This is a genomic window from Pseudomonas sp. MWU12-3088 (genome assembly GCF_023242405.1).
In the GTDB taxonomy this organism is placed as follows: Bacteria; Pseudomonadota; Gammaproteobacteria; order Pseudomonadales; family Pseudomonadaceae; genus Aquipseudomonas; species Aquipseudomonas kribbensis.
In genome coordinates this window covers 911760-931544 of sequence record NZ_JALJEA010000001.1, presented here as the reverse complement: position 1 = coordinate 931544, position 19785 = coordinate 911760, and the positions used below count along the sequence as shown (strand labels likewise).

Below are 19785 nucleotides of genomic sequence, written 5' to 3'. Positions count from 1 at the left end.
GCTCCTGCAATGCCTTTTTATTGTGATTACTGGGCTTTTTCGGCGGCCAGTTCTTCCAGATCGATGTAGCGGTTACCGATGCGCGGGTGCAGGCGGCCACCGTCGGCGCAACCGAGCACCACGACGATTTCGTCGGCGCGGGGGGCGTCTTCGATCTGCATTTCCAGGGTGATGTAGTGCGAGCGCAGGCCTTCGTCGTCCTTGTGCATCATCGGGATCTGGATCGAAGTGCCCGGACCGCCGCGCTTGTTGGTGAAGCTCAGGTAGCTCTTGGCCTTGACCGCTTCGCGGTAGTGGTTGCCGAAGCGCAGGGTGTGGATCACCGCCGAGGCGTGCTCGATCTCGCCATCGGCGCCGACCACCGCAGCCTTGCCGTAAGCCTCGATCTTCTCGGCGCCGCCGATGATCCCCACCAGACGCTCGACCATCATCGCGCCGAGGTCGGAGCAGTTGGCGCGGATCTGCGGCTTGAGGTCTTCGACAAAGCCGTTGCCGACCCACGGGTTCTTCATCACGACGGCCAGGCCCACCATGGTCACTGGGGTGTCGGAAGCCTTGCCGCCTTCAATGAAGGTCTCTTCGACATAGCTGACGATCTTGCGAATTTCGAAACTCATGAGCTGCTCCGTAGGGGATAAAGAGTGTCTGTGCGTCTGATGGTATACCATAATACCGATCGTGCAAGTCCCCCACGCAAGATTCCCTTCCATCAGTCGGACGAATGCCCGCGCATTCAGTTGCCGCTGTAATCCGTTTCGGTTAACAAAAGATAACGTTGCGCCGATTGTCAGACGTTTCGAATGCCCGATAGGATGAGCCAGCTTCCGAAGTGGCTCTGGATTGCGGGTTTCAGGACTATGCTTCTGACCAGCCGTCGCCGGAGCACACTTGCGGCGCCCTTGAAGGCCGAACGGCCTAACAATAATAAATAGGGGAAGGTCTATGAGTCGTTGCCGCCCGCCGGCGTTACGCAACACCGCGTTGCTGGCCACAGCACTCTTTCTGCTGGGCTTTGCCACCTTGTCGGCGCCTGTCCTGGCTGCCGAAGCGCCCGCCGACGTGGTCTACGCCATCGAATCGGCCAAGGCCCCGAAAAGCCTGATGCTCGATGTCGTTCACGCCGGTTCACGGCTGGTGGCGGTCGGGGATCGCGGGCACATTCTCTACTCCGATGATCAGGGCAAGTCCTGGACCCAGGCCAAGGTGCCGAGCCGCCAGTTGCTGACGGCCGTGTATTTCGTCGATGACAAACACGGCTGGGCTGTCGGCCACGACGCGCAGATCCTCGCCAGTGAAGACGGCGGTCAGACCTGGACCAAACAGTTCGAAGACCTCAAGCGCGAATCGCCGCTGCTCGACCTCTGGTTCAAGGACCTCAACAACGGCCTGGCCGTGGGTGCCTACGGCGCGTTGCTGGAAACCACCGACGGTGGCAAAAACTGGCAAGACGTCAGCGACCGCCTCGACAACCAGGACCAGTTCCACCTCAACGCCATCGCCGCCGTCAAGGACGCCGGGCTGTTCATCGTGGGCGAGCAGGGCGCGATGTTCCGTTCCGCCGACTGGGGCCAGACCTGGGAAAAAATCGAAGGCCCGTATCAAGGCTCGCTGTTTGGTGTGATCGGCACCGCCCAGTCTTCCACGCTGCTGGCCTACGGGCTGCGCGGCAACCTCTACCGCTCCACCGATTTCGGCAGCACCTGGCAGCAGGTTGAATTGAAGGCTGCGCGCGGCGCCCTGGAATTCGGCCTGTCCGGCGCCACGCGGCTCGACGACGGCTCCATCATCATCGTCGGCAACGGCGGCACAGTGATCAGCAGCAGCGACAACGGTGAAACCTTCAGCGTGTTCAACCGCCCGGATCGCATCTCGCTGTCGTCGGTCACCGCCGCCGGCAACGGCAACCTGATCCTGAGCGGGCAGGGTGGCGTCCACACCACCACGCCCAACGGCACCGAGCTGGGCAAATGAGCCGAATCAATAATAAGAAGGCGGGGCTATGACTTCCTTGAGCACTCATCATCAGGACAAGGCGACGTTCCTCGAACGCCTGATCTTCAACAACCGCCCGGCAGTGATCGTGATCTGCCTGCTGGTCAGCATTTTCCTGTTCTGGCAGGCGACGCTGATCCGGCCGTCCACCAGTTTCGAAAAAATGATCCCGCTCAAGCATCCATTCATCGAGAAGATGATGGAGCACCGCAACGATCTGACGAACCTGGGCAACACCGTGCGTATTTCGGTGGAGGCCAAGGACGGTGACATCTTCTCCAAGGAATACATGGAGACCCTGCGCCAGATCAACGACGAGGTGTTCTACATCTCCGGCGTCGACCGTTCCGGCCTGAAGTCGCTGTGGAGCCCGAGCGTACGCTGGACCGAAGTGACCGAGGAAGGTTTCGCCGGCGGTGAAGTGATTCCGCAGAGCTACGACGGCTCCCAGGACAGCCTCGACATGCTGCGCAACAACGTGCTCAAGTCGGGTCAGGTCGGGCGTCTGGTGGCCAACGACTTCAAGTCGAGCATCGTCGACATCCCGCTGCTGGAGTCCTACCCGGACCCGCAGGACCAGGGCAAGTTGCTGGCGCTGGACTATCGCCAGTTCTCCCATGAACTGGAAGACAAGATCCGCAACAAGTTCGAAGCGCAGAACCCCAACGTCAAGATCCACATCGTCGGTTTCGCCAAGAAGGTCGGTGACCTGATCGACGGACTGGTGATGGTGGTGATGTTCTTCGGCATCGCCTTCGTCATCACCCTGATCCTGCTGCTGTGGTTCACCAACTGCCTGCGCAGTACCGTGGCGGTGTTGAGCACCACGCTGGTGGCGGTGGTCTGGCAACTGGGGTTGATGCATTTCTTCGGGTTCGGGCTCGATCCGTATTCGATGCTGGTGCCGTTCCTGATTTTTGCCATCGGCATTTCCCACGGCGTGCAGAAGATCAACGGCATCGCCCTGCAATCGAGCGAAGCGGACAACGCCTTGACCGCCGCGCGGCGCACCTTCCGGCAACTGTTCCTGCCGGGGATGATCGCGATTCTCGCGGATGCGGTGGGCTTCATCACGCTGCTGATCATCGACATCGGGGTGATTCGTGAGCTGGCCATCGGCGCCTCCATCGGCGTGGCGGTGATCGTGTTCACCAACCTGATTCTGCTGCCGGTGGCGATTTCCTATGTCGGCATCAGCAAGCGCGCCATCGCCAAGAGCAAGAAAGACGCGAACCGCGAACACCCGTTCTGGCGCCTGCTGTCGAATTTCGCCAGCCCGAAAGTCGCACCGGTGTCCATCGCGCTTGCCCTGATCGCCTTCGGTGGCGGCCTCTGGTACAGCCAGAACCTGAAGATCGGCGACCTCGATCAGGGCGCGCCGGAGCTGCGTCCGGACTCGCGCTACAACAAGGACAACAACTTCATCATCAACAACTATTCCACCAGCTCCGACGTACTGGTGGTGATGGTCAAGACCAAGTCTGAAGGCTGCTCGCGCTATGAAGCGATGGCACCGATCGACGAGCTGATGTGGAAGATGCAGAACACCGAGGGCGTGCAGTCGGCGATCTCGCTGGTGACCGTGTCCAAGCAGATGATCAAGGGCATGAACGAGGGCAACCTGAAATGGGAAACCCTGTCGCGCAATCCGGACGTGCTGAACAACTCCATCGCCCGTGCCGATGGCCTGTACAACAACAGTTGCTCACTGGCGCCGGTGCTGGTGTTCCTCAACGACCACAAGGCGGAAACCCTGGATCGTGCAGTGAAAGCCGTGCAGGAATTCGCCAAGGACAACAACAAGGACGGTCTGGAATTCATACTCGCGGCGGGTAACGCCGGGATCGAAGCAGCCACCAACGAAGTCATCAAACAGGCCGAGCTGACCATCCTGATTCTGGTGTACATCTGCGTGGCGGTGATGTGCATGATCACCTTCCGCTCGTGGGCGGCGACCCTGTGCATCGTGCTGCCGCTGGTACTGACCTCGGTGCTGGGCAACGCGCTGATGGCGTTCATGGGCATCGGCGTGAAGGTTGCGACGCTGCCGGTGGTGGCGCTAGGTGTGGGGATCGGCGTGGATTACGGCATCTACATCTACAGCCGCCTGGAAAGTTTCCTGCGTGCCGGCCTGCCGTTGCAGGAAGCCTATTACCAGACCCTGAAGTCCACCGGTAAAGCGGTGCTGTTCACCGGTCTGTGCCTGGCCATCGGCGTGTGCACCTGGATCTTCTCGGCGATCAAGTTCCAGGCCGACATGGGCCTGATGCTGACCTTCATGCTGCTGTGGAACATGTTCGGTGCGCTGTGGCTGTTGCCGGCGCTGGCCAAGTTCCTGATCAAGCCTGAGAAACTGGCGGGGCAGAAGGGGAATTCGCTGTTTGCTCACTGATCCAGTTGGCTGAAACGAAAAAGCCGCAACCTTAGGGTTGCGGCTTTTTTTATTGTGCAAGATCAAAAGCCCCTCACCCTAGCCCTCTCCCAAAGGGAGAGGGAACCGATCCGGGGATATTGGAGAGTTACACCGACTTGAACGATCCGCTTTGAATCCATAATCGACTCGGTTTTCCAGGTCGATGTATGAGGAAGGACAACTCGGTCAGTCCCCTCTCCCTCTGGGAGAGGGTTAGGGTGAGGGCGGCGGACTAACGGCCTACGAAAGATCCGCCCCAAGCACAACACTCAAAGCACTCCGGGCATCATCCAACTGCACCAACGTCGCATGCCGAGCCCCCAACGCATCCCGGTTCTCGATGGCGGTCAGAATCGCCTTGTGCCGAGGCAACGCCAGTTCATGCAGATTCGGCCGCTGGTTCGAATGCTTGAGCGCCTCGGCAATCGCTACCGAGAGCATGTTGCACAGGTTCGCCAGCAAGTCGTTGTGGGTTGCGTCGGCAATGCGGCTGTGGAAGTCCAGATCCGGTTGCAGCAAGGCTTCCGGGGTCGGCGCGGCTTCCATTCGTTGGTAGGCTTCGCCGATGGCAGCGATGTCGGCATCCGTGGCGTGCTGGGCGGCGAGGGCGGCGGCGGCCGGTTCGATGATGCTGCGCACGCTGGTCAGCACGTTGAAGAATTCATTCTGAGGGCTGCTTTGCATCAGCCAGTGCAGCACGTCCGGGTCGAGCATGTGCCATTCGCGGCGCGGCTTGACCACGGTGCCGACGCGAGGCTTCGAGTACACCAGCCCCTTGGCCACCAACACCCGCGTGGCTTCGCGCAACACCGGCCGACTGACCGCGTATTCCTCGCAGAGCAAGGCTTCGGCGGGCAGTTTGTCGTCGGGCAGAAAACGGCCGGAGACGATCTGCATGCCCAGTTCCTGGACGATGCGCGAGTGCATGCTTTTACGGTCGGAAGGTTTGCGGTAATCCATGGGGAACGGCACGATCCTGAGCGATGGAGATGCCGCGCATCATAGCAATGTGGGAGCGAGCCTGCTCGCGATAGCGGTGTGTCAGTCAATATGTATATCAACTGACAGATCGCCATCGCCAGCAGGCTGGCTCCCACAAGGGGATGGCGGTGTCAGTGGGAGTGGCGCGGGACTTCAGCACCTCGACAGCCGACAAGGAAATCAAAGTCACACCCCTGATCCGCTTGCAGCACATGGTCGATATACAACTGACGATATCCACCCACCAGCAATTGCTGCGGCGGTTGCAGGTCCGCCATGCGCGCCGCCAGTTCAGCGTCCGGAATGTCCAGGTGCAAACGCCCGCTGGCGCAGTCCAGTTCGATCCAGTCGCCTTCCTTCACCACCGCCAACGGCCCGCCGGCCGCCGCTTCCGGGGCGACGTGCAAGACCACGGTGCCGTACGCCGTGCCGCTCATGCGTGCGTCGGAGATGCGCACCATGTCGGTCACGCCCTGGGCCAGCAGTTTGGCCGGCAACCCCATGTTGCCGACTTCGGCCATGCCCGGATAACCCTTCGGCCCGCAGTTTTTCATCACCAGAATCGAGTTCGCATCGACGTCCAGTTCCGGGTCGTTGATGCGCGCCTTGTACATGTCGAAGTTCTCGAACACCACGGCGCGACCACGGTGCTGCATCAGTTCCGGCGTGGCGGCTGATGGCTTGAGCACCGCGCCCAGTGGCGCCAGGTTGCCGCGCAACACGCAGATCCCGCCGTCAGCACGGATCGGGTTGTCGAGAGTGCGGATCACTTGGTCTTCGCCGTAGATCGGTGCGTCCTTGGTGTTCTCGCCGATGGATTTGCCATTGACAGTCAATGCGTCCGGATTCGGAATCAGATTGGCCTCGCCGAGGCGGCGCAGTACAGCCGGCAAGCCGCCCGCGTAATAGAACTCTTCCATCAGGAAACGCCCGGACGGTTGCAGGTCGACAATGGTCGGCATGCCGCGACCGATGCGGGTCCAGTCGTCCAGATCCAGCTCGACACCGATGCGCCCGGCGATGGCTTTGAGGTGGATCACCGCGTTGGTCGAGCCACCAATCGCCGCGTTGACCCGTATCGCGTTTTCGAAGGCTTCTTTGGTCAGGATCTTCGACAGCTTCAAGTCTTCACGGACCATCTCCACCGCACGCATGCCCGACATATGCGCCAGCACATAACGCCGCGCATCCACCGCCGGAATCGCTGCGTTGTGGGGCAGGGATGTGCCCAGTGCCTCGGCCATGCAGGCCATGGTCGACGCGGTGCCCATGGTGTTGCAGGTACCGGCCGAGCGGGACATGCCACCCTCGGCCGCGAGGAAATCGTCAATCGTGATGGTGCCGGCCTTGACCTGTTCGCTGAGCTGCCAGACCACGGTGCCGGAACCAATGTCCTTGCCCTTGTGCTTGCCGTTGAGCATCGGTCCGCCGGTGACGACGATGGCCGGCACGTCGCAACTGGCCGCGCCCATCAGCAGGGCCGGGGTGGTCTTGTCGCAACCGGTCAGCAACACCACGCCGTCAATCGGGTTGCCGCGAATCGCTTCCTCGACGTCCATGCTCGCCAGGTTGCGGGTGAGCATGGCGGTCGGGCGCAGGTTCGATTCGCCGTTGGAGAACACCGGGAATTCCACCGGGAACCCGCCAGCCTCGATCACCCCGCGTTTGACGTGCTCCGCAATCTGGCGGAAGTGCGCGTTGCACGGCGTCAGTTCCGACCAGGTGTTGCAGATGCCGATGATCGGCTTGCCATGGAACTGATGGTCGGCGATGCCCTGATTCTTCATCCAGCTGCGGTACATGAAACCGTTCTTGTCGGCCGTGCCGAACCATTGGGCGGAGCGCAGGGTGGGTTGCTTATCAGACATGATCGATTCTCTTATTGTAAGACTATTGTTTGCGAGCTTCGGCTAAACATAAGCGCAAAATCGAATGTTTGGAAGTGTTGTTGGGTAATTAGTATTACTATATAGTCGTTTTCGATTGAGGGATGGCCCTGGCGATTTTCCGCGAGAGGCGTCCCCGCAGGTTCCATAAAAACAACAATCGGAGACCGATCCCATGAGCCAGGAACTGCGGCTTGTCCGGCGCATCACGCTGAAACTGATTCCCTTCCTGATCCTGCTGTACCTGATCGCCTATGTGGATCGCTCCGCCGTCGGCTTCGCCAAGCTGCACATGGGCGCCGACATCGGCATCGGCGATGCCGCCTACGGCCTCGGTGCCGGGCTGTTTTTCATTGGCTACTTTCTGCTTGAGATCCCCAGCAACCTGATGCTCGAACGCTTCGGCGCGCGGCGCTGGTTTGCGCGGATCATGATCACCTGGGGCGCGATCACCATCGGCATGGCCTTCGTCCAGGGCCCGCACAGTTTCTACGTGATGCGCTTTTTGCTCGGTGCGGCGGAGGCGGGGTTCTTTCCCGGCGTTCTGTACTACATCACCCAATGGTTCCCGGTGCGCCATCGCGGCAAGATCCTCGGGCTGTTCATTCTTTCCCAACCCATCGCGATGATGATCACCGGCCCCGTGTCCGGCGGCCTGCTGGGCATGGACGGCATCCTCGGCCTACACGGTTGGCAGTGGCTGTTCATCGTCATCGGCACCCCGGCGATCCTGCTGACCTGGCCCGTGCTGCGCTGGCTGCCGGATGGCCCGCAGCAAGTGACATGGATGGATCAGACCGAGAAGGACTGGCTGACCGGCGAGCTGAAAAAGGATCTGCAGGAGTACGGCCAGACCCGCCACGGCAATCCGTTGCATGCGCTGAAAGACAAACGTGTGTTGCTGCTGGCGCTGTTCTATCTGCCGGTGACCCTGAGCATCTACGGACTTGGCCTGTGGCTGCCGACCCTGATCAAACAATTCGGCGGCAGCGATCTGGTGACCGGTTTCGTCTCGTCGGTGCCGTACATCTTCGGCATCGTCGGCCTGCTGATCGTGCCGCGCAGTTCCGATCGCATGAATGATCGCTACGGGCATCTGGCGGTGCTTTACGTGCTGGGTGCCCTCGGCCTGTTTCTCAGCGCCTGGCTGTCGTTGCCGGTGGCGCAACTGGCGGCGTTGTGTCTGGTGGCGTTCGCGCTGTTTTCCTGCACGGCTGTGTTCTGGACCTTGCCGGGGCGCTTCTTTGCCGGCGCCAGTGCGGCGGCGGGCATTGCCTTGATCAACTCGGTGGGCAACCTCGGCGGCTACATCGGTCCGTTCGTGATCGGCGCGCTGAAGGAATACACCGGCAACCTCGCTTCGGGCCTGTACTTCCTGTCCGGGGTGATGGTGTTCGGGCTGATTCTGACGGGCGTCGTTTATCGCTTGCTGGAGCGCAAGCATGTGCTGCCGGTCGAGCAATTTGCGGCGAGTGCACGCGGTGCGACGCGCACCTGATTTGTTTCAACAGGAGAACATCATGCATCTGGTTCAATTCGAATTAAGTAACGGCGAGCGCCGTGTCGGGGTGGTCGAGGGCAGTCTGGTGCGCGAAGTGCAGGATGCGCGCACGGTCCGTGATCTCGCCCTGGCCGCGATTGAAGCCGGCAGTTCATTGGCGCAGCAAGTGCAATCCCTCGGCCTCGGTATCAGCCACGATTACGCGCAGTTGCTCAAAGACCTGCGCATTCTGCCGCCATTGGACCACCCGGACCCGGCGCACCTGCTGGTCAGCGGCACCGGACTCACGCACCTCGGTAGCGCCTCGGCCCGGGACAAGATGCACCAGCAGGCCGGCGACGAAGCGGCGATGACCGACACCATGCGCATCTTCAAGTGGGGTGTGGAGGGCGGCAAACCGGCGGCGGGGCAGGCCGGGGTGCAACCGGAGTGGTTCTACAAAGGCGACGGCAGCATTGTCGTGCGTCCCGGTCAGCCGTTCCCGCTACCGCCGTTTGCCGAAGACGCCGGCGAAGAACCGGAGATGGCGGGCCTCTACGTCATCGGCCACGACGGCAAGCCGTATCGCCTCGGTTTCGCGGTGGGCAACGAGTTCTCCGATCACGTCATGGAACGCAAAAATTACCTGTACCTGGCCCACTCGAAACTGCGCAGTTGCAGCTATGGCCCGGAGTTGCGCGTGGGTGAGCTGCCGCAACACCTGGCCGGTACCAGCCGCATCCTGCGCGACGGCGAAGTGCTGTGGCAGAACGAGTTCCTCAGCGGAGAGGCCAACATGTGCCACAGCCTGGCGAACCTCGAATACCACCACTTCAAGTACAGCCAGTTCCTGCGTCCGGGTGACGTACATATTCACTTCTTTGGCACCGCGACCCTGTCGTTCGCTGATGGCATCCGCACACAGCCGGGCGATGTGTTCGAGATCAGCCAGGCCGAATTCGGCGCGCCGCTGGTCAACGGCATCGCCCCGGTTGAAGCCGTTTTCCAACCGGACAGCATCGGCACCCTTTAAGGAGATCCCATGATTCAGATTCTCGGTCACAACTACATCGGCGGTCGTCGCAGCGCGACGGGCAGCGTCAAGTTACAGAGCATCGACGCCACGACGGGCGAGGCGCTCCCTCACGATTTCATTGAGGCGACGCAGGAAGAAGTGGACGCTGCCGCCAAAGCTGCCGCTTCTGCCTACCCGTCCTATCGCAGCTTGAGCGCCGAACGACGCGCACAATTTCTCGATGCCATCGCCGATGAGCTGGATGCGCTGGGCGATGATTTTGTCGCGGTGGTCTGCCGTGAGACCGCGCTGCCTGCCGGGCGGATTCAGGGCGAGCGTGGTCGCACCAGCGGCCAGATGCGGCTGTTCGCCAAAGTGCTGCGGCGCGGTGATTTCTATGGCGCGCGCATCGACCTGCCGCTGCCGGACCGTCAGCCGCTGCCGCGCCCCGATCTGCGTCAGTACCGCATCGGCCTCGGCCCGGTGGCGGTGTTCGGTGCGAGCAACTTTCCACTGGCATTTTCCACCGCTGGCGGCGACACCGCGTCGGCGCTGGCTGCCGGTTGCCCGGTGGTGTTCAAGGCCCACAGCGGCCACATGGCCGCGGCCGAATTCGTGGCTGACGCGGTGATTCGGGCGGCGGAAAAAACCGCGATGCCGGCCGGTGTGTTCAACATGATCTACGGCGGTGGCGTCGGCGAGTGGCTGGTCAAGCATCCGGCGATTCAGGCTGTCGGCTTTACCGGTTCGCTGAAGGGTGGACGGGCACTGTATGACATGGCCGCAGCACGGCCCCAGCCCATCCCGGTGTTCGCCGAGATGTCGAGCATCAACCCGGTGATCGTATTGCCCCAGGCCCTGGCCGTGCGTTCGGAAACCGTCGCCCGTGATCTGACCGCCTCGGTGGTGCAAGGCTGCGGTCAGTTCTGTACCAACCCGGGCCTGGTGATCGGCATTCGCTCGCCACAATTCACGGCGTTTGTTGAGCAAGTCGCTGCGCTGATCGGCGACCAACCGGCGCAAACCATGCTCAATGCCGGGACCCTTGGCAGCTATGGCAAAGGTCTGGAAAAACTCCTGGCGCATACCGGCATCGAGCATCTGGCCGGCAACCCGCAGCAGGGCAATCAGGCGCAGCCGCAGTTGTTCAGGGCCGGTGCCAGCCTGTTGATCAATGGCGATGAAGCGCTGCAGGAAGAAGTGTTCGGCCCGACCACGGTGGTCGTCGAAGTGGCGGATCAGACGCAATTGAGTGCGGCGCTGCATGGTCTGCATGGTCAGCTCACGGCGACCATTATCGGCGAGCCGGCGGACTTCGTGCAGTTCCCGGAACTGACGCCATTACTGGAGCAGAAGGTTGGGCGGATCCTGCTCAACGGTTATCCGACCGGTGTCGAGGTGTGTGATTCGATGGTTCATGGCGGTCCGTATCCGGCGACCTCCGATGCTCGCGGCACCTCGGTCGGCACCCTGGCCATCGATCGTTTCCTGCGCCCGGTGTGCTTTCAGAACTACCCCGACAACCTGCTGCCGGAACCGTTGAAAAACGCCAACCCGCTGCGAATTCAGCGGCTGGTCGACGGCAAGCCTTCACGCGAAGCGCTCTAAGCCGAATCGCCGGTCCTTGTGTGGACAAGCTCCCATAAGGCCCGGCGGCCACATTGAGCTATCATTGCCACTTTCCCCCTGAAAGACATGATCGACATGACTGCCGTACCAGACACCCTTCTCAACGCCCTCGAACACTGCGGTATGGTCGAAATCGACGGCCTGCACGCCTTCGAATTCGCCCTCGATGAAGACGACAACCTGCATATCGAGTGCATCGATGGCCGAACGGCCAGGCATTGGGAGTTCACACCGGCCCAGGTTGAAGCGGCGACGTTCGACCAGGACCTGCAGAGCTGGTTGATCATCGGTTTTGCCAGCGACACCAAAACCGTCGGCGAACACCGTCTGGTGTGCCTCGGTGATGTACTCAGCAGCGCCGACGACGAGGATGAAACCGAATGAACATGCGTAAATTCTGGCCGTTGCTGATGGCCGGCAGCGTCGGTGCGATGGGCTTGTCCAGTGCCTCGGCCGAAAGCTTCCAGTTGCTGGTCGGCTCCTACACCGCCGGCACCAGCCAGGGCATCTACCGGATGAACTTCGACAGCGCCACCGGCCAGATCGACGCCAAACCGTTGCAGGTGATCAAGAGCGAAAACCCGTCGTGGCTGACCCTCTCCAAGGATCAGCACCGGGTGTTCGTGGTCAACGAAAACGGCCCGGGCCAGAAAGACCCGGTCGGTCGCGTCAGCAGTTATTCGATCGATCCCAAGACCCACGTCCTGACCCTGATCAATCAGGTGCAGAGCCTGGGCAACGAGCCGACCCATTCGAGCCTCAGCGGCGACGCCAGCCATCTGTTCGTCAGCAACTATTCGGTGGTCGAAGATCCGGGCGGCACCCTCGCGGTGTTGCCGGTGGGCAGCGACGGCAAGCTCAAACCGGTGGTGCAGATGAGCGCGCACCCGGCGAGCCGGGTCAATCCCGAGCGTCAGGCCTCGAACCACGTGCATTCGACGATTTCCTCGCCGGATGGCCGTTACGTGTTCTCCAACGACCTGGGCGCCGACAAGGTCTTCGTTTACCAATTCGACCCGAAAGCCAACCCGGACCTGCCGCTGACCCCGGCGAAAACCGCTTCGGTGCAACTGCCACCGGGCAGCGGGCCGCGTCATCTGCTGTTCAGCGCTGACGGCAAACATGCCTGGCTGACCATGGAAATGAGCGCCCAGGTTGCGGTGTTCGACTACAAGGACGGCGTGCTGACCCAGACGCAAATGGTTGATCTGGCAGCCGGCCAGCCGACGTCGGACAAAGCCGCTGCGGCGCTGCATGCGTCCGCCGATGGCAAATTCCTCTACGTCAGCAACCGTGGCACCGCCAATCAGCTGCTGGTGTTCGCCATCGACCCGGCCAACGGCCAGCTCAAGGAACTGCAACGGCGTTCGGTGGAAGGCGATCACCCGCGTGAATTCAGCCTCGATCCGAGCGGCAAATTCCTGTTGATCGCCAACCAGAAGAGCAACCAGATTGTCGTGGTCGAACGCGACGGCAAGACCGGTCTGCTCGGCAAAACCGTGCAAAAACTGCCGATGGACGCCCCGAGCGACCTCAAGTTTCTGCTGCGTCAATAAGCCGCAGGCCCCGATCTACGGGGCCTGACGCTTTGTATTAATCCTGCTGATAACAGGTAATGGTGCAAAGCATTTCAAGCGAGCGACCCTCGAGCGTTAAGTTTGCTTCACGGCCCAACCGGGCAAGCAAGCCAACCGAACACGAGGGTTACCGCCATGAACTTCAATCTCTTCTCCGTTATCGCCGCTTCTGCCATCTCCGCCACCGTTGCTCTGCCAGCCAGTGCCAACGTTGAAATCAGCAGCAAAAAATCCCACACCCAGAGCTACACCCAGAAATACCTGCAACAGAGCGCCAACTTCTACGCCGCGCTGGATCACAAAGCTCAACACTGAAATTTCCGTCACGCCCTGGAACTGCCCAAGGCTGCGATCCTTTGATCTTGTTTATCAAAAGCAAAATCAAAAGATCGCAGCCTTGGGCAGTTTTTTGCGTGCGCGGTATCAAGCGATAGGTATTTTCAAACGGCGGGATAGACCGGCTAAATAATCAACGAAGCTGATGGTTACTATGGCAAACGCTGAGTGGTTACCCCGGCTTTTTTGATTGATTCTGTGGGCGTCGAAACATTGTCCACGGAGCACACATCATGGCCAGTTCAATCATCACTTCCGCCAAACGCGGCGCCTACCTGGCCATCGGTCTGTACCTGGTCATGGTGCTGTTCGTCAGCCTCGCGTCCCAGTCGCAACACAGCTTCGATGCGCCGATCCAGGTCGCCCATCCCGGTGTCCAGTTCGAGCTTCGCTCGCAAAACGCAGCGGTGGACTCAGTTGAACTCGCGGGAGCCGTCGGAGCATGAAAGGCTACAGATTCTGGGTCATCGCCGGTCTGGCGATCATGACCAATGGCGCGTCCCTGTTGGGGTTCGGTCAGGGCTCGGTCGGCGGTCTGGCCCGGGCCATAGAGGCCAACCACACCATCGCCCACAACATTGAACGGGCCAATGCGCTGGGGCTGCTGGCCGGCAATCCACCGGTGAAAACCGAAGCGAGTTTTTTCGGACCGTTCCAAGTGGATTGCTCGGCCATCGGTATGTGCCAGGTACTGGCGTAAGGCGCTTACTTTTTCATGACGCTGGTAAACAGCTCCGATTCCAGAAACCGCTGCAACCACGCCTGCAATCGCTCATAAGGCGTCGTCGCAAACCACTCGCGATCCACATGGGCGAACTGGCGGACGAAGGGCAGCAGCGCGATATCGGCCAGGCAGGGATGATCGGTCAACAAGTAATCCCGGCCCTCGAGTAATTCATCGAGCTTCTGCAGGAACCGCGCACCTTCCGCGCGATAAACCTCCATCGGTTGTTCCGGATAACGTTCGGCGTATTTGTAGCGATTCAGGTGCACCTTGAACACTTGATCGTTGGCTTCGATCAACTCGGCAATCCTAGGATCGCCACCCAGCAACCAGTGATCCGGATCATTCTGCGCCAAGGCCCAGCGCATGATTTCCAGGCTCTCATCGATCACCTGACCACCGGCATCCAGCACCGGCACCGTGCCCTTGGGCGAGATCGCCAGCATCTCGGCCGGTTTGGCCTTGAGGCTGACTTCGATGATCTCCACCGGAACGCCCGAATAGCGCAGCGCCATCCGCGCCCGCATCGCGTACGGGCAGCGGCGGAACGAATACAACGTGTTCATTTCACCTCCAGTGTGCTCAAACCATTGCCCTGGCGCTGTACCTGAATCTGCACCGGAATCCGCTCGTGCATTTCCTGCACGTGGGAAATCACCGCGACCTTGCGGCCCTGAGCCTGCAAACCGTCGAGGGCGTCCATCGCCAGTTGCAGGGATTCCGGATCGAGGCTGCCGAAGCCTTCGTCGATGAACAGCGATTCGATCTTCAGCGTGCTCGACGCCATCGAAGCCAGACCCAGCGCGAGGGCCAGCGACACCAGGAAGGTTTCGCCGCCGGACAGCGAATGCACCGAGCGCAGTTCGTCGCCCATTTCGGTGTCCATCACCAGCAGACCCAGCATGCTGCCGCCACGTTTGAGGCGATAGCGTTTGACCAGTTGCCGCAGTTGCGCGTTGGCGTGATGCACGAGCAGGTCGAGGTTGTAGGCCTGGGCGATCTTGCGGAAGGTGTCGCCGGTGGCCGAACCGATCAAGGCATTGAGGCGCGCCCAGCGCTGATATTCGGCATAGGCATCGGCGATCTGCTGAGCCAGTGCGGAATTGGCGTTTTGCCGGCGCTGATCTTCGACTTGCTCGGCGCGCAGTTCGGCGCAGAGCTGTTCACTGGCGCCGCACTGGTTCTGCAAGTCGGCGAGGGCAGAGACAAGTTGCTCGACTTCAAGGTTGCCGTTGTGTTGCGCCTGATGTTCGAGCAATTGGCGATCACGCTCCTGCAACAGCACTTTGGCGTGTTCCAGGGCTTTTTCGTTGCGCTGCAAACGCTCGCGCAGCTCGCCGACCTGCGCGTCATCGACCCGCAACAGATCTTCGAGACCACCGTCATCCAGTTCCGGATGACGGGCGCGCCAGTCGGCAATCTTGCCGGCCAGTTCACGGTCTTCGGTTTCCAGTGCCTGCAAACGCTCTTGCTGCGCCTTGAGTTCGGCGGCGATTTGCACGAGCTGCGTGCGCACGCCTTGCAGTGCCTGAGTCGTGGTGGATTCGGCGTTGCGCGCATGTTCCACCGCGAGTTCAAGCTGCTGCTGCCAGTGCTCGGCACAATTGTGATCGCCCAGCAATTGCGCCAGTTTCTCCTGGCTGGCCTGTTGTTGAGCGGTCAGTGTGTTGAGCTGTTGCTCAGCGGTTTGCAGCTGCTGGACACGGCTCTGCTGACGATCCTGCTCCTTCTCGAGCGTCTGCTGGCGTTGCTGCTGTTCGGCCAGCTCTTCCTTCTGCTGATCGACTTGCGCCAGACGCTCGGCAATCTGCCGGTCAAGCTGCATGAAGGTCGCGGCCGGTTCGGCGCGCAGGGCTTCGTGAGTTTCGGAGGGCAGCAGCGTGGAGAAGGCTGCCAATTCTTCGTCCAGACGCTGGCGGTCAGCGCCCAACTCGCGCTGCTGATTGCTCAGATGCTGGGCCGCTTGCTGGTGCGCGGTTTCGGCGTGACGCAATTGCTGGGTCAGGCGCGCCGCGTCCTGTTGCAGCGTGAGCAGGGCGGTCTGGCGATGTTCGTCCTGGGTGATGCTTTGATTCAGTTGATCGTTCTGGCGCGTCAGCCAGGCCGCGCGCTTGTCGCTGTCCTGATTCAATAATTGCGCGGCCAGAGGGTGAGACTCGATGCTTGGCGTCAGCGTTTGCTGTTGTACCGCCAGTTGTTCCTGCTGTTGCAGCAATTCTTTCTGTTGGGCAATCACGCCTCCGACGCTGGTACGCAGCTCGGTGAGTTTTTCCTTCAGTTGATCGACCGCTTGCTGCGCGCTGGCCTGCTCGCTTTCATCGTGACGGCCGAGGCTTTGCAGCAGGGCTTCCGGCTGGTGATACGGATGTTCGTTGCTGCCGCAGACCGGGCATGGCTGGTCATCCTGCAACTGCGAACGCAGCTCTTCGACACTGGCACTGCGGGCCAGACGCTGGCGCTCGAGCAGTTCACGGGTGACGTTGAGGGTCTGTTCGGCGACAGTCAGTTCGGACTTGGTTTTTACCCCGTCCTGGGTCAGGCGCTCGCGTTCCTGTTGCGCATCGAGCTGGCGCTGCTGCAGCTCGGCGCCTCGTTTGTCGAGTTCCTGCTGACTGGCCCAAAGGCGTGTGAGGTCTTCGACGGCTCGCTGTTGCTTGCGGTTGTCCTGCAACAGGGTGCCGAGGATGCCGATCTGCTCGGCGACGGCGTCCGGCTCGGCGCCGGCCTCTTTGAACAGCACTTCAAGCTGCTGTTTTTGCGTGGCCAGTTCTTCGGTGGCGCGGGCGGCGTTCTGTTCGAGATTCGCCAGTTCGCTTTCGCCCTTGTTCAGCCGGTTGCCGATCAGCATCAGTTGCTGCAAGCGGTCGCGGTAGGCATTCCAGGCTTCGCTGAGCGGTGCCAGATGAGCGCTTTGCTCCAGATCGGCGGCGATGCGTTGCAGGCGTTCGGCGACTTGTTTTTGCTGATCGAGCAGGGTCTGGATCGCGCTTTGGCCCTCAGTGCAGGCCTGTTCGGCGGCCTGCTTTGCTTCGGTGCCGGAAGCAACATCCTTGGCCAGACGGGCGAGGGTGCTTTGCTCATCGAAGGCCTGACGCAACAGCGGCGCACTTTCGCTCTGTTGCTTCTGCGCTTCGGCCAGGGCGATTTGCGCAGTACTCAGGTCTTGTTCAAGTTGAGCCTGGTGTTCGGTCAGCTCGCCTTGTTGCCGGGTGTGCGCGCTGATTTGCGCCGCCAGTGGCGTCAGCTGTGCATCGATTTCAGCCTTGCGGGCGAACTGGTGCCGTTGCGGGGCGAGTTGTTCCAGTCGCGTTAATCTCAGGCGTTCGCCGGCCAACGTTTCGCGCTCGTGCTCGGCGCTCTGCAGTTGCTCGGCGGCTGCTTGCTGCGCGTCCTGCAACAGGTGCAGATCCTTGAGCCAGGTGTGCTGCTGCTCAAGCTGTTTGAGCTGCGTCTGCTGCAACTTCAATTGCTGCTGGGCAGCGTTGAAGCGTTCGTCGAGTTCGGCGCGAGCCTCGGGCGGCAGCGGGGTCACGCCGGTGGCCTGATCCTGCAACTGCTTGTGGGCTTCGCGGGCTTCTTTGGTCTTGTCGAACGCGCGCCGGCCGAGGCGGGTGTAGAGCGCGGTGTCGGTGAGTTTTTCCAGCAGTTCGCTGCGGTCGTTGTCATCGGCCTTGAGGAACGCACTGAACTCGCTCTGGGCCAGCAGCACGGCGCGGGTGAACTGTTCGAAGTTCAGGCCCAGCGCGGCTTCGAGTTGAACCTTGTACTCGCCTTTCTGGCTGGCAAGCAGTTGATCCTGATCGATGTCGCGCAGGCTCTGGCGGCTGGCCTGCAACTTGCCGCCGGCCTTTTCCCGGGCGCGGTTGGCTTCCCAGCGCGCGCGATAGCGGCGACCATCGACGCCGACAAAATCCACTTCGGCAAACCCTTCGCCCGTACCACGACGCAGCAGGGTGCGCGGGTCGCCAGTGGCGATTTCACCGTCGGCGTCCGGCACCTTGGCGTCACGCCCGGTGTTGTTCAAACGCGGTACGGCACCGAACAACGCCAGGCACAAAGCATCGAGCAAGGTACTTTTGCCGGCTCCGGTGGGGCCGGTGATGGCGAACAGACCGGCACTGGCCAGCGGTTCGGCGGTGAAGTCGATCTCGAACGGGCCGGCCAGCGAAGCAAGGTTCTTCAAACGAATGGCGAGAATCTTCATGGCTGCTCGCCCTCCATTTGTACGTCCTGCAGCAGCGTGGCGAAGTCTTTGAGAGTTTGCTCATCGACCTCGTTGCCGTAATTGTCGAGCCAGGCGCGGCTGAACAATTCCTGTGGCGTGAGCTGGTCCAGTTCGATCAGCGCGCTGCCGTCTTCTGCGCCGTCAGCGCCACGGTTGCCGGCGTATTCGGCGGCGATTCGCACCAGTCGCACGGCCTTGCCTTGCTGAGCGCTTTCGATTTGATGGCGCAGATCCGGTTGCGGCTCGTCGAGGGTCACGCGCACTTCCAGCCACGGCTGGCGCTGGGTTTCGGCCAGCAGGTCGATGTTCGGCAGATCCGCCAGTTGCAGCAGAATTTCCGCCAGCGGCGCAGGGCCGAGGCGTTGCAGGTTGACGGAGCGGGGGATCAGTATCGGCTCGACGCTGACCAGGGTTTCGCCGTCGAGCACGACGTCGAGAATCTGGTGCTGATAGCTGATTTCCGAAAACGACAACGGAATCGGCGAGCCGCTGTAGCGAATCCGCTCTTCGCCGTTGACCTTTTGCGGCTTGTGCAAATGGCCGAGGGCGACATAGCTGATGCTCGGTCCGAACAGGCTGGCGGGCAGGGCTTCGGCGTTGCCGATGATCAGGCTGCGTTCGGAGTCTTCCGACACCGAGCCGCCGGCCATGTGCGCATGGCTGATGGCGATCAGCGCCTGGCCCGGCTGGCGCCTGGCGTTGGCCGCTTCGATCAGCCACTCATGCACCTGACCGATACCGCGCAAATAGTTGTCGCCCAGATGCGCGCCGGTCACCTCGGCAGGCCGCAGGAACGGCAGCGCCAGACACCACGCGGCGATCTCGCCCGAGGCATTCGGCAGCGGCAACAACAGGCGTTCCGAATCGAGTTGGCCGTCGTCCAGCCACAACACCCGGCCCAATGCATGGGTACGCAAACGCCGCATCAACGGTGCGGGCAGTTCGATCCGCGAGCCGGAATCGTGGTTGCCGGCAATCATCACGATGGTCAGCAACGGCTGCTGCTCGTGGGCGCTGACGATGAAATCGTAGAGGCGTTCCTGGGCTTTGACCGGCGGGTTCACCGTGTCGAAGATGTCGCCGGCGATCAGCAGCACGTCCGGCTGCACCAGCTTCAATTGGCGCAGCAGCCACTCAAGAAAACAGCTGTGCTCGAAATCGCGCTCCTGGCCGTGCAGGTTTTGCCCAAGGTGCCAGTCGGAGGTGTGAAACAGACGCAAGGCTGACTCCGCAATATAAAAAGGTGATGGCCGCGTGGAAGGAGAGGGCGGCGAAAGAGGGGGAGTTTACAGATTATTGCGAGAGGAGGGCCGGTCGGGGAATTTGGAAACCATCGTCAGAAAAGTATGACTGTATTGCTACCGTTCGTCGGCAACGCTGTACCAGTTCATACATTTATTGACGCCAAAATAGTGGCCATCTAATATCGCGCCACTATTGTGATATCAGTGTGCTGCTATGAGGGAGCTGGCAGATGTGTCGCGGCCTGCTCCGTGACCGATCCCGCTATATCCAGGTTGCCCCGGC

The 19785-nt window shown here is 61.2% G+C and carries 16 protein-coding genes; 10 read left to right on the top strand and 6 right to left on the bottom strand.

Annotation, left to right across the window (positions count from 1 at the left end; translation table 11 throughout):
• Positions 1-26: 26 nt before the first annotated feature.
• Positions 27-617, bottom strand: coding sequence for an amino acid synthesis family protein (locus M5B98_RS04130; RefSeq protein WP_007957412.1), 591 nt, complete (start codon positions 615-617; stop codon positions 27-29).
• Positions 618-942: 325 nt separating this feature from the next.
• Here M5B98_RS04130 and M5B98_RS04125 point away from each other — a divergent pair, with 325 nt between their 5' ends.
• A complete protein-coding gene (locus tag M5B98_RS04125) occupies positions 943-1971 on the top strand; it encodes a WD40/YVTN/BNR-like repeat-containing protein (protein ID WP_248741916.1) in 1029 nt (342 codons plus the stop codon).
• Positions 1972-1999: 28 nt separating this feature from the next.
• A complete protein-coding gene (locus M5B98_RS04120; RefSeq protein ID WP_085711332.1) occupies positions 2000-4384 on the top strand; it encodes an efflux RND transporter permease subunit in 2385 nt (794 codons plus the stop codon).
• A gap of 261 nt (positions 4385-4645) precedes the next feature.
• Here the strand turns inward: M5B98_RS04120 and M5B98_RS04115 are convergent, their stop codons facing one another.
• Positions 4646-5365, bottom strand: a complete 720-nt coding sequence (locus tag M5B98_RS04115) for a FadR/GntR family transcriptional regulator (protein WP_248741915.1) — start codon at positions 5363-5365, stop codon at positions 4646-4648.
• A 152-nt stretch (positions 5366-5517) separates the two neighbouring features.
• The gene (locus M5B98_RS04110) at positions 5518-7254 is read right to left on the bottom strand and encodes an IlvD/Edd family dehydratase (protein WP_114883595.1); all 1737 of its coding nucleotides are present in this window, start codon (positions 7252-7254) and stop codon (positions 5518-5520) included.
• A gap of 193 nt (positions 7255-7447) precedes the next feature.
• On the opposite strand from M5B98_RS04110, the gene M5B98_RS04105 reads away from it, so the two are divergent.
• The 8 genes from M5B98_RS04105 (at position 7448) to M5B98_RS04070 (ending at position 14009) form a co-directional block, all read left to right on the top strand.
• Positions 7448-8770, top strand: a complete 1323-nt coding sequence (locus M5B98_RS04105) for an MFS transporter (protein ID WP_248741914.1) — start codon at positions 7448-7450, stop codon at positions 8768-8770.
• 22 nt (positions 8771-8792) lie between these two features.
• Positions 8793-9785 (top strand): AraD1 family protein, encoded by a 993-nt coding sequence (gene araD1, locus M5B98_RS04100; protein ID WP_248741913.1) that lies wholly within the window; start codon positions 8793-8795, stop codon positions 9783-9785.
• 9 nt (positions 9786-9794) lie between these two features.
• Positions 9795-11375: an aldehyde dehydrogenase (NADP(+)) gene (locus M5B98_RS04095; protein WP_248741912.1), complete on the top strand. Its 1581-nt coding sequence runs from the start codon at positions 9795-9797 to the stop codon at positions 11373-11375.
• A gap of 96 nt (positions 11376-11471) precedes the next feature.
• Positions 11472-11780, top strand: coding sequence for a DUF5629 family protein (locus tag M5B98_RS04090; RefSeq protein WP_119426295.1), 309 nt, complete (start codon positions 11472-11474; stop codon positions 11778-11780).
• On the top strand, positions 11777-12952 hold the full coding sequence (locus M5B98_RS04085; RefSeq protein WP_248741911.1) for a lactonase family protein: 1176 nt from the start codon (positions 11777-11779) through the stop codon (positions 12950-12952). Before M5B98_RS04090 ends, M5B98_RS04085 begins: the two co-directional genes overlap by 4 nt.
• Before the next feature lie 156 nt (positions 12953-13108).
• Positions 13109-13288 carry a hypothetical protein gene (locus M5B98_RS04080; protein ID WP_085703571.1) on the top strand — a complete coding sequence of 60 codons (180 nt, stop codon included), beginning with the start codon at positions 13109-13111 and terminating at the stop codon, positions 13286-13288.
• 254 nt (positions 13289-13542) lie between these two features.
• Positions 13543-13755: a hypothetical protein gene (locus M5B98_RS04075; RefSeq protein ID WP_248740700.1), complete on the top strand. Its 213-nt coding sequence runs from the start codon at positions 13543-13545 to the stop codon at positions 13753-13755.
• Positions 13752-14009: a hypothetical protein gene (locus M5B98_RS04070; protein WP_085731879.1), complete on the top strand. Its 258-nt coding sequence runs from the start codon at positions 13752-13754 to the stop codon at positions 14007-14009. The genes M5B98_RS04075 and M5B98_RS04070 overlap by 4 nt, the downstream gene beginning before the upstream one ends.
• Positions 14010-14014: 5 nt before the next feature.
• Here M5B98_RS04070 and M5B98_RS04065 read toward each other — a convergent pair whose 3' ends face one another.
• The 3 genes from M5B98_RS04065 to M5B98_RS04055 are packed head-to-tail and all read right to left on the bottom strand — an operon-like array spanning position 14015 to position 19478.
• A complete protein-coding gene (locus M5B98_RS04065; RefSeq protein ID WP_248741910.1) occupies positions 14015-14599 on the bottom strand; it encodes a glutathione S-transferase in 585 nt (194 codons plus the stop codon).
• A complete protein-coding gene (locus M5B98_RS04060; RefSeq protein WP_248741909.1) occupies positions 14596-18237 on the bottom strand; it encodes an AAA family ATPase in 3642 nt (1213 codons plus the stop codon). Before M5B98_RS04060 ends, M5B98_RS04065 begins: the two co-directional genes overlap by 4 nt.
• Positions 18234-19478 carry an exonuclease SbcCD subunit D C-terminal domain-containing protein gene (locus M5B98_RS04055; protein ID WP_248741908.1) on the bottom strand — a complete coding sequence of 415 codons (1245 nt, stop codon included), beginning with the start codon at positions 19476-19478 and terminating at the stop codon, positions 18234-18236. Before M5B98_RS04055 ends, M5B98_RS04060 begins: the two co-directional genes overlap by 4 nt.
• Positions 19479-19785 lie beyond the last annotated feature (307 nt).

What these genes read in the sequence shown, in the direction of transcription:
- M5B98_RS04130 (WP_007957412.1), bottom strand. Translation starts at nt 617, where the DNA reads ATGAGTTTCGAAATTCGCAAGATCGTCAGCTATGTCGAAGAGACCTTC.
- M5B98_RS04125 (WP_248741916.1), top strand. Translation starts at nt 943, where the DNA reads ATGAGTCGTTGCCGCCCGCCGGCGTTACGCAACACCGCGTTGCTGGCC.
- M5B98_RS04120 (WP_085711332.1), top strand. Translation starts at nt 2,000, where the DNA reads ATGACTTCCTTGAGCACTCATCATCAGGACAAGGCGACGTTCCTCGAA.
- M5B98_RS04115 (WP_248741915.1), bottom strand. Translation starts at nt 5,365, where the DNA reads ATGGATTACCGCAAACCTTCCGACCGTAAAAGCATGCACTCGCGCATC.
- M5B98_RS04110 (WP_114883595.1), bottom strand. Translation starts at nt 7,254, where the DNA reads ATGTCTGATAAGCAACCCACCCTGCGCTCCGCCCAATGGTTCGGCACG.
- M5B98_RS04105 (WP_248741914.1), top strand. Translation starts at nt 7,448, where the DNA reads ATGAGCCAGGAACTGCGGCTTGTCCGGCGCATCACGCTGAAACTGATT.
- araD1 (WP_248741913.1), top strand. Translation starts at nt 8,793, where the DNA reads ATGCATCTGGTTCAATTCGAATTAAGTAACGGCGAGCGCCGTGTCGGG.
- M5B98_RS04095 (WP_248741912.1), top strand. Translation starts at nt 9,795, where the DNA reads ATGATTCAGATTCTCGGTCACAACTACATCGGCGGTCGTCGCAGCGCG.
- M5B98_RS04090 (WP_119426295.1), top strand. Translation starts at nt 11,472, where the DNA reads ATGACTGCCGTACCAGACACCCTTCTCAACGCCCTCGAACACTGCGGT.
- M5B98_RS04085 (WP_248741911.1), top strand. Translation starts at nt 11,777, where the DNA reads ATGAACATGCGTAAATTCTGGCCGTTGCTGATGGCCGGCAGCGTCGGT.
- M5B98_RS04080 (WP_085703571.1), top strand. Translation starts at nt 13,109, where the DNA reads ATGAACTTCAATCTCTTCTCCGTTATCGCCGCTTCTGCCATCTCCGCC.
- M5B98_RS04075 (WP_248740700.1), top strand. Translation starts at nt 13,543, where the DNA reads ATGGCCAGTTCAATCATCACTTCCGCCAAACGCGGCGCCTACCTGGCC.
- M5B98_RS04070 (WP_085731879.1), top strand. Translation starts at nt 13,752, where the DNA reads ATGAAAGGCTACAGATTCTGGGTCATCGCCGGTCTGGCGATCATGACC.
- M5B98_RS04065 (WP_248741910.1), bottom strand. Translation starts at nt 14,599, where the DNA reads ATGAACACGTTGTATTCGTTCCGCCGCTGCCCGTACGCGATGCGGGCG.
- M5B98_RS04060 (WP_248741909.1), bottom strand. Translation starts at nt 18,237, where the DNA reads ATGAAGATTCTCGCCATTCGTTTGAAGAACCTTGCTTCGCTGGCCGGC.